Genomic DNA, 9,258 nt, shown 5'->3' with positions numbered 1-9,258 from the left:
AGCACACACTCTTGTCGAGCCGCCCTCGGCCTTTTTCCACACACCGGATTGGCAGTGATGTCAGGATGAATTGTGGTATCGTCCCCCCCTTTTGGGGGGGTATATGGCAGTCAGACAACGCATAAGAAAAATGGCCTTATCAAAGGCGCTCGATAAATACTGTCGCGTTGTGTCCGTGCACAAGCGGGGACACCTGCAGGAGTTTTATCGCATCAATGTGCTGAAACGCTCAGCGCTGGCCGAAAAGAACATGGATGAAATCACTTCCGTCGACATTGCCACCTACCGGGACGGGAGGCTGGCAACGATCAGCGACAGGACAGGCCGCACGGTTAGCGCCAATACGGTACGGCTGGAGATGGCGCTGCTCTCGGCGCTGTATAATCTGGCGCGTATCGAGTGGGGCACCTGCACGCATAATCCGGTTGAGCACGTTCGCAAGCCGCAGGCCTCCTCCGGGCGTACGCGCCGGCTGACCTCTGTTGAGGAGCGCCGGATCCGGCGTGCGTTACGGACCCGCAATGCCGAACTGTCGGTGATTTTCACGCTCGCGCTAGAAACGGCCATGCGTCAGGGGGAGATTCTGGCATTGCGCTGGGAGCACGTGGATCTGAACCTGGGCATCGCTCACCTGCCGATGACGAAAAACGGCACCGCCCGCGACGTTCCGCTGTCGTATAAGGCCCGTCAGGCGCTACGCGAATGTACGGGCGCGCTTTCCGGTCCGGTTTTCAGCTACACCTCTAACGGTTTCAAAAGCGCCTGGCGCAGCATACTTTCCGGGCTCGAAATCGAAGACCTGCACTTCCACGATCTGCGGCATGAAGCCGTCAGCCGGCTGTTTGAGCTGGGCACGCTGAACGTAATGGAAGTGGCTGCGATTTCCGGACATAAAAGCCTGAATATGCTGAAGCGGTACACTCACCTGCGCGCCACTCAACTGGTCAGCAAGCTTGACGTCAGACGGCGTCAGGCGCAGAAGTTTGCGGCGCTCTTCGTGCCTTATCCTGCAGAACTGTGTGAGGAGGGCGGCGCCGTTACGGTGAGTTTTGCTGACCTCGAACATCTGACCCTCCCGGCGCCCACGCGGGAAGAAGCACTCATTAATGCGGCTACGGATCTGCTCCGGATACAGGCCCGGGCAGCCTGCGCGGGCAAGCGTCTGCCTCCGCCCGGTGCGGTGCAGGCCAACGATACCCGGAGGGTCTTAATCAGACCGCTCTGACGCCCGGAACTATTTCACGCATTCTGCCTTGCGCGGGGCTTCGTCCTCCTGCGGGTTAACGCCTGTCCGCTCCCCCCGGTCAGGCTCCATCACCTCACCCCGGAACACATATGCGATCTTCCGTTTTCTTCGCAGCCATGCTGCTGGCGGTAGCCACTTCCTGCCTGATGTTCATCAACCTAACCGCCCGCGACAACGTGGACCGCGTGACGCAGGGCCAGCAGGCGGGCCAGTTTCTCCAGTACGTCTCTGCATTTAACGACCTCTGGACGAGCAGCACTCCAGCCGACGGGGATGCTGCCGCGCGGATAACCCTGCCCGACTGGCTGCCCCGCAGCAGCACGATTCAGCTGCGCATCAGCGGCGGTGCGGGGTATGTCTTTATGCCTGCCAGCCCGGGAGTTTATGCCCAGCTGATGACAGACACCGAAAACAGTTCGCACTTTGGCCTGAGCGATGCGGCCGGTATCAACACGCCGTCCGGACGGCTTGCCCGGCCTGACTTTATTCCGGCCGGCTATGTGGTTTACGTGAGGTAATGCAATGCTGATTATTCCCGCTGTACTGATTTTCTCATTGATGCTCGCCTTCAACCTGCCGGCGCTCTATGCCGGTGCCCGCATTGCTGCCGAAGCCTCTGCGGCGGAAACGCAGGTTTATCCTGACGTGGCGCCCATCCGGCCGCTGCTGGCGATCGTGATGCTCTGCGGTGGCGTGTTCCCCGCCTGGCTGATGACGCACAACCCGGCCTTTGTCCTGTTCGTACTGCTGCTGGCCAGCGCCGCCTATATCGACTGCGTGACACAGTGGGTGCCCGACCTGATCATTTTCCTGCTCTCCTGGCTGGCGCTGTCCACGCTGCTGCCGGGCGGCTCTGATGCCATCCCCGCCCTGACGGGTGCCGCCGTCATGCTGCTGCCGGCGCTGCTGCTGAATCTCATCACCTGGATGCGGTCACAGCCGCCGGCACTGGCCTCCGGTGACCTGTACGTGCTGCCGGCCATTGGCGCCTGGCTGACCCCGACCTGGTCGGGCGCGTGTCTGGCCATGAGCCTGGTGCTGACCGCGATAGCGGGCCGGTTCGTACGCGGCGTGCCGTTTATCACCGTGCTTTATCCGGTCTTCGTGGCGGTGTCGCTATGTGGCGCGCTGTGATGATTTGCCTGCTGCTGATCGTGGCAGGCGTGACGGATGCGGCGAAAGTGCCGCCGGAGGCCGCACGCTGCTTTCGTGAGGCGGGCGTACGTTTCAGCGTTGACTGGCGGCTGCTGCAGGCCATCGCCGAAGTTGAAAGCGGACTGAACCCCGGCGCCATCGGGCTCAACAAAAAGAACGGCCGGGTGCTGAGCGAAGACCTCGGTATGATGCAAATCAACTCCTCCTGGCTGCCGGTGTTAAGCCCGATGGGCATAACCCGTGACGTGCTGCTCGGCAACGCCTGCCAGAACATTCACGTCGGCGCCTGGATACTGGCCAAAAACATCGCGCAGAACGGGGTGAACTGGACGTCAGTCGGGGCCTATAACGCCGGTTTTAAAAACGCGAACGAGCCGTTTCGCATGCGCTACGCCCGCAAGGTATATGCGCGCTATATCGAACTCACAGGAAACTGAATCATGCAGAAAGTAACGTTAAAGCGGGCGGGCATAGCAGCCAGCGTATTTTTTCTCGGCTGGTATTGCGCGGTGGGCTATCTGAGCTGGCAGTATGACGTTGACTTCTCACCCTGGCAGAAGGACGAGGCGTCCGTGCTACCCCTGACGCAGGCAATCTTCAGGCATCAATGTACCCGTGAGAACCAAACGTTAACTCGCGAAGCCGTCAAAGGCGATAAGGCTTTCGATGCTTTTAGCGCGGCGTGGTTCGGCTGCCTTTCCGACCGTTCTGACGCACTCATGCACAGTCTGTCGCTGGCCGTCACCGGATACAGTGACCTGAGCTGCAGGATGAAGGCCGAAAGTGAAGGGCGCCCTGATGATGCCTGCAAAAAGGCGCTCGATGAGCGGATACTGATGCACCGTGCGCTCAAAGAATTGCCTGCTGAATAACTACCCCTCCTGATGTCATAGCCACAGGCCCGGCTGCCCGGTGCCGGAGATTTCACCCATGCGAATCACCCACTTCTGGCGCACGCTGCTGTTGCTGGCGGCCGCGCTGTTTTTCTCCGCCACCGCACAGGCCTACTGCTTCCGCGAGGCCGGCGCCCGCTATCACGTGTCACCGCAGCTCCTGCGCGCCATCGCGCAGGTGGAAAGCGGCATGAACCCACACGCGGTCGGCTACAACCGCGACCGGCAGGGGCGCGTGACCAGCCGGGATTTCGGGCTGATGCAGATCAACTCCACGCACCTGGCAAAGCTCAAAGCCATGGGCGTTATCAGCGATGAACGCGACCTCCTGACGCAGCCCTGCCTTAACGTGCAGACGGGCGCCTGGATCCTCGCGCAGCACCTGCAGGTCTGCGGCCTGACCTGGCAGTGCCTCGGCAGCTACAACGCCGGATTTGCGGACGGCAATCAGGCCCGCCGCATGCTGTATGCGCGAAAAGTCTATTCCATCTGGCTGGCCAGCCGCTGAACGGCGCCGCCTGCTCACCCTTCTGAAGACCGGCAACCCCCGGAGACACCATGAATAAACACCTTATTACCGCGCTGCCGGTGCTGCTGCTGTGCGGCTGTCAGCTGCCCGCGCAACAGCACGCAGCCGCTCCGGCTGCGGCACAGACCACCCCGCCACCCCGGACAGCGCTGCAGATGACGCAGCTCTGGACCCAGGGCGACCTCGACGCCGGCACGCCGCTGCCGGTGGCGTCCGTCCGGGCCGACAGCGACCGCGTTACGTTCAGCTGGGACGGTGACGCGGTGGAGCTCCTGAGCCAGCTCGCCCGGGCGCGCGGGCAGTCCTTCAGCTACACGGGCGTGCGCCTGCCGCTGCCCGTGAACATCGACGTGCAGGGCGTTACCTATGCCAACGCGATGCGCATGATTGAGATGCAGACCGCCTGGCGCGCCACGGTCGTCACCTACCCGGGGCAGATGGTGCTGCAGTTCATGCCGTCTCTGCCAGCCGTTCAGACCCGCCACGCGAAGGGGAACCGCCGATGAAAGCCCGACTCACCGTCCTGCTGCTGCCCGCGCTGCTGGCGGGCTGCGCGGGATTTCACTTCACGAAGGCGGCCCCCGCGCCCGGGCCGGACGGCGCACCGCCGCCGGGTCCTGAGGCCTACCTGTCGCCGCGAGAGCGCGACACGTCTGACGTGTCCGATAACCGCCGCCAGATGCTGACCGAGGGCGGGCGCACCACCGGCTTTCGCGGCGGCAAGGCGCAGCGCGCGTGGGAGCTCCGGCGTGACCTGGAGGCGCGCGCGAAGCAGCTGGATGCCACCTATGACTTCCGCCCACTTATCAGCGCCCGCGGCTGGCTGCCGCCGGTCATCACCGAGGCCGTGGACGTGGCGCACGTCACCCCCGACCAGATACGCACCGCGAGCCACGTGTACGAAATCATCCAGCCCGAGCGCTTCGTGAGCAATCCGCCGACGTGGCGGGGCTGGCTGATGGCCGGACTCAGCACCGTGCCGCCGGACGAGCCGGTGGGCGGGCTGATACCGGAGAACGGCGTGCAGCGCGACATCTGGCAGGCGGCAGTAAATGAAGGCTGGGCGGAAGGGCGCCAGAGCGCCGACGAGACGCTGGAGGCCAACGTCAACCGCCTGACGCGCGACTACAACGGCATGCTGCAGTACGTGCTGCTGCGCCGTCAGAACCTCATTACCGCCCCGGTGGTCACCGAGCGTCAGCAGACGGTCACCGGCGACAGCAACAAGCTCACCACCGGCGACCGCGAGCGTCGCCTGGAGTCACGCGCCGGCTTTGTCACCGACAAGGCGAAGTGGAAGCCGGTCATCAATACGGAGAAGCGCTGATGTCAGCCTCAGGACTGGAACTTTACGACTTTGGCAGCGGGCTGAACGCCGACGCGCTGCGCGGCTTTATGGTGTGGTGCGCACGCAATAACGTGAGCGACATTCACCTGCAGGGCGACAACCACTTCGTAGTGGGCCGCTACGGCCGCCTGCTCAGGGCGAGCCCCTTCGCGGTGGCGGACGACACCCTGTCCAAGCTGATGGACGAGGTGTTTACCCCGGAGCTTCGCCCGAAGGTGCGCGGCGGGGTCGCCATTGACCGCGCAATGCAGCTCGACGGCGACATGACCGGCCGCTGGGGCCTGAACCGCGGCGAGCGCATCCGCTTTCGCGTCAACCTGCTGCAGGGGACGGCGGGGCGTCAGGACAGCACCATCGGCTGGACAATGCGCGTCATTCCGTCCGATATCCCGCCGCTGGAGAGCCTCGGCCTTGAGCCGGACCTGATGGCCAACCTCCTGCCGGCCAAAGGCATGGGGCTCTGGGGCGGCATTACCGGCTCAGGTAAAAGCACGTCGCTGGCGGCGACCTACCGCTACTGCCTGGACACGGACCCGGACCGCAAGGTCACCACCAAAGAGGACCCGATCGAGTTCATCCTCGGACGGCCGGACGACGTGCTGCCGCCCCTGCAGTCGCAGGTCGGCAGGGACATTCCCGACTTCGCCAGCGGCATCCGCGCTGACCTCAGACGCGCGCCGTCGGTCATCGGGGTGGGGGAGATGCGCGACCGCGAAACCATTGACGTGGGCATCCGCGCCGGGCAGCTCGGCCACCTGACGCTGTCCACCACGCACATCGACTCACCCGGCGAGGCGTTTCCGCGCCTCATCAACGAGTTTCCGCACGAGAGTCGCGACTCTCTGGCCTGGTCGCTGCTGGGCGTGCTGCAGTACGTGGTGGTGCAGACGCTGCTGCGCACCACTGACGGAAAGCGCGTGGCGGTGCGCGAGTACATCCTTTTTGACTACTACCTGCGCGAGAAGCTTGCCGGCATGCCGTGGTCGCAGTGGGGCGCGCACATCAACAACATTATCCGGCTGGAAAAGCGCCGCATCGTGGATCAGGCGTGGCAGCTGTACCGCACGGGCCGCATCGCCGAATCCGAGCTGGCGGTGGTGATGTCGCCGCCTCAGCGCCGCGAGTTTGAGGAGGGCCGTGCATGAGTGAGTTCAGAAAAGAGGATTACCCGCCGGGGTTCTGGCGGTGGGCGGGCAGCCCGCTGAGCTTTCTCGGCATCCCCGCCTGGCTGTTTCTGCTTTATCTCTTCTGGTTCCGCTTTCCCGCCATGAACACGATTTACGTCGTGACCGGCATCATCGCCGTGTTCCGCCTGCTGAAAGCCTTCGGTTGGGGCGTCACCGAGCTGCTGACGCGTTTTGCCCGCATTGCACGCGGCAAAAGCCTGAGCGGCCGTCCCTGGTGGTACCGGCGCTACACCGACGGTGAGTAGCCGTCTCTGACCCTGTAACAGGAGGCATCATGAGTACAGCTGACTACCCGGTATGGCTTGCGGTCCTGCCGGACCAGCGCGACGCCGCGCGCGCCGACGCCGGAAAGCACCCGGACGGGGGCAACGCCATCACGTGGGATAAAGAGGCGCAGCTCTGGTACGCGCGCCCGGGCGCCGACCTGAGCCGGCTGCAGAAGTGGCTGCCGGACCGCAGCATCCGCAGCAGCGGCGGCGGCGACCCGCAGTCGGAGTTTCTGGACGCGCTGACCAGCGGCGGTCTGGTGCTGGACGGCCTGCCGGTGATGGACGGACGGCGACACCGCGTGCCGGTGGCGGACGGGAAAAAAGGGAACAAAGACGGCGTCTATCGCGGTTTTCTCGACGGCGTGAAGCCCGGCGGCTGGTTCATCAACTACCACCGCGCCGAGAACGACAAGGACATCACGCGCTGGAGGGCCAGCAGCGGCGGAGCAGGAAAAGCTGACCCGCTGGCGCGCGTGCACATCCGCGCGGTGATGCGTCAGTCGCAGGATGACTTTGCCCGCGAGCAGGCCGCGCTTTACGCGCAGCAGACCGCAAAGGCAAAGGCGCTGTATGAGCGGCTGCCGGCGGCCGACCCGGCGCACGGCTATCTGGTGCGCAAGGGCATCACGGTGGCGGATGACGTGCGCCAGACGCGCAACGGCGCGCTGGTCGTGCCGTTCGGTGACGCAGACGGCGCGTTTCGCACGCTGCAGTACATTCCGCCCGACGGTGAGAAGTTCCTGTTTAAGGACGCCCCCAAGGCCGGGCACTTCCGCGTGGAGGGCGGTGAGCTGCGCAACGGCGAGCCCGTCCTGTACGCGGAGGGCTACGCCACCGCGCGCAGCCTGCACATGGTCACCGGCCGTCCGGTCGTGATGACCATCGACGCCGGCAACATGGAGACGGTGGCGAACGTACTGAAGGACCGCTACCCCGACAGCCCGCACCTGTTTATGGCCGACGTTGACCACACCAAAGACATCAATAAAGGCGTGCTGTCGGCAAACCGCGCCGCAGCGGCGACCGGCGGCGCCGTGCTGCTGCCGGACCTGACGGCCGCCGAAATCGAGCGCGGCTTTACCGACTTTAACGACCTGCACCTGTTCCGCGGCGCTGAGCGCCTGCGCGAAACGCTGCTTCCCGACATTGCTCAGGCTCTTGAGCAGCTCAACCATAAGGATGCCCCCATGGCCACACCTGACGACGCACAGCCAGCGCCGGACAATCTTTCCGCCGCGTCCCCGGACGCCGCAGCGGACTCCACTCCAGCCCGCCGCTCCGGTGCCGCCAGAGAGAAAACGGATGAAATTCTGAAGCTGCGCGATGAGGGGCTGAAGCCCGCGCAGATTGCGGAGCAGCTCGGCATCGGGCAGACCAGCGTTTACCGCATCCTGAAGGCGCAGCAGCCTGAAGCCGCGCCAGCCACACCGCCAGCGCCGGCTGCCGCTGACGTGCCGGCCAGCAGGGTGAATGATTCACCCGCTGCGCCTGTGCGTGACACGATCACCCTGTACCACGGCTCACCGGCCACCTTCAGCGCCGTTGACCCTGAAAAAATTGGTCTGGGTCAGAACTTCATGGGCCGCGGATTTTATACCGATAACTCCGTTACGGGCGTGCAATATGCGATGGAGGAGATCAACCACCCGGACTATCACGTGTATGAACTGGAGATACCCTCTCATTCGGTGATTCTGGACCGCTGGGACAGTTCCTCACTCACGGATGCGCTGCGGGACCGGATAAGAGAGGCCGGGAAAACGGTCGATCAGGAGCTGACAGCGAAAGGGGAGACCTCTCGTCTGGGGTATGGAGATCTGCTCGCCGGCTGCGAGAAAATCGATGCGCCATTTTTTCAGTATGCCAGCAGCCCTGAAGGGATGCGTATTCTGAAAGAGGCAGGCATTGATGCCCTGAAAGACAACAGCTATATCGCCATCGTCAACACTGACCTCATCGATAACGTCCGGCTGCGCTTTGCAGAAGGGGCGTCAAGAGCCGAAATGGCGCAATACATTGAAAGGGCGTCAGATAATGCCGCTCAGGACGCGTCAAGGCTGTCGGAAATCCTGCAGGAAAAACCGGATGTGTCGGTTCATTATGACGCCATCCGTTCAGAGCTGGTCAGTCTGGCCAGCGCGCAGAACAAGCCAGAGGAAGCTGAAAGGCTGACCGCTCTGCTCAGGCATACGCTGGTTGAAACGGCTGATAATCCCCCTGACAGGAAAACGGCGATCACCCCGTTAAACCGGCTCTATGCGGAAGCGGTCAGAAGCCTTGATCTGAAATACGATGACAGTGCTGCCCGGCTGGGTCAGCTGGTCGACAGCGCTGTCAGCAATATGAATCCTGATCAGAAACCCGCGGCGGAACCGTTCAGACCGGAACCGGTGGCTGCTGAACCGGTTGCCGCGGTTCAGGACAGTCCGGCCCCCGAAGCGCCGCAGACGACTCCTGCTGATGCAGCTGACGTCACCGCAGTGCCAGATCCGGTCGTTCCGGCGCCTGCTGTGGCAGAGGCGCCCGCCGTTCCCCACCCGCAGCCGGCACCCGCAGCGCCAGCTGCTGCACCGGTGGCGGAGGCTGATAGCCTGCGCGCACCGCCGGCGATACAGGGCGAGCTGCGCGGAG

The 9,258-nt window shown here is 63.8% G+C and carries 11 protein-coding genes; all 11 read left to right on the top strand.

Going from position 1 to position 9,258, the window contains the following annotated elements:
* Positions 1-103 precede the first annotated feature (103 nt).
* Positions 104-1,225: a site-specific integrase gene (locus QMM04_RS18395; protein WP_282996719.1), complete on the top strand. Its 1,122-nt coding sequence runs from the start codon at positions 104-106 to the stop codon at positions 1,223-1,225.
* A gap of 110 nt (positions 1,226-1,335) precedes the next feature.
* Positions 1,336-1,764, top strand: coding sequence for a type IV pilus biogenesis protein PilM (pilM, locus tag QMM04_RS18390; protein WP_282996718.1), 429 nt, complete (start codon positions 1,336-1,338; stop codon positions 1,762-1,764).
* Between the two features lie 4 nt (positions 1,765-1,768).
* Positions 1,769-2,380 carry a prepilin peptidase gene (locus QMM04_RS18385; RefSeq protein WP_282996717.1) on the top strand — a complete coding sequence of 204 codons (612 nt, stop codon included), beginning with the start codon at positions 1,769-1,771 and terminating at the stop codon, positions 2,378-2,380.
* The gene (locus QMM04_RS18380; RefSeq protein WP_282996716.1) at positions 2,365-2,838 is read left to right on the top strand and encodes a lytic transglycosylase domain-containing protein; all 474 of its coding nucleotides are present in this window, start codon (positions 2,365-2,367) and stop codon (positions 2,836-2,838) included. The genes QMM04_RS18385 and QMM04_RS18380 overlap by 16 nt, the downstream gene beginning before the upstream one ends.
* A gap of 3 nt (positions 2,839-2,841) precedes the next feature.
* The gene (locus QMM04_RS18375) at positions 2,842-3,273 is read left to right on the top strand and encodes a hypothetical protein (RefSeq protein WP_282996715.1); all 432 of its coding nucleotides are present in this window, start codon (positions 2,842-2,844) and stop codon (positions 3,271-3,273) included.
* Between the two features lie 58 nt (positions 3,274-3,331).
* Positions 3,332-3,802 carry a lytic transglycosylase domain-containing protein gene (locus QMM04_RS18370; protein ID WP_282996714.1) on the top strand — a complete coding sequence of 157 codons (471 nt, stop codon included), beginning with the start codon at positions 3,332-3,334 and terminating at the stop codon, positions 3,800-3,802.
* A 50-nt stretch (positions 3,803-3,852) separates the two neighbouring features.
* On the top strand, positions 3,853-4,329 hold the full coding sequence (locus QMM04_RS18365) for a DotD/TraH family lipoprotein (protein WP_282996713.1): 477 nt from the start codon (positions 3,853-3,855) through the stop codon (positions 4,327-4,329).
* A complete protein-coding gene (locus QMM04_RS18360; RefSeq protein WP_282996712.1) occupies positions 4,326-5,150 on the top strand; it encodes a type IV secretory system conjugative DNA transfer family protein in 825 nt (274 codons plus the stop codon). Before QMM04_RS18365 ends, QMM04_RS18360 begins: the two co-directional genes overlap by 4 nt.
* Positions 5,150-6,316 carry a plasmid transfer ATPase TraJ gene (gene traJ / locus QMM04_RS18355; RefSeq protein ID WP_282996711.1) on the top strand — a complete coding sequence of 389 codons (1,167 nt, stop codon included), beginning with the start codon at positions 5,150-5,152 and terminating at the stop codon, positions 6,314-6,316. Before QMM04_RS18360 ends, traJ begins: the two co-directional genes overlap by 1 nt.
* Positions 6,313-6,603 (top strand): conjugal transfer protein, encoded by a 291-nt coding sequence (locus QMM04_RS18350; RefSeq protein ID WP_282996710.1) that lies wholly within the window; start codon positions 6,313-6,315, stop codon positions 6,601-6,603. Before traJ ends, QMM04_RS18350 begins: the two co-directional genes overlap by 4 nt.
* A gap of 29 nt (positions 6,604-6,632) precedes the next feature.
* A partial coding sequence (locus tag QMM04_RS18345) for a helix-turn-helix domain-containing protein (RefSeq protein WP_282996709.1) occupies positions 6,633-9,258 on the top strand: 2,626 nt, incomplete at its 3' end.

Origin of the sequence: Pantoea sp. Pa-EAmG (assembly GCF_030024295.1) — a bacterium.
Lineage (GTDB): Bacteria > Pseudomonadota > Gammaproteobacteria > Enterobacterales > Enterobacteriaceae > Pantoea > Pantoea dispersa.
Note: the sequence above shows the minus strand (reverse complement) of the source record. Positions and strands in the feature narration are given on the sequence as shown.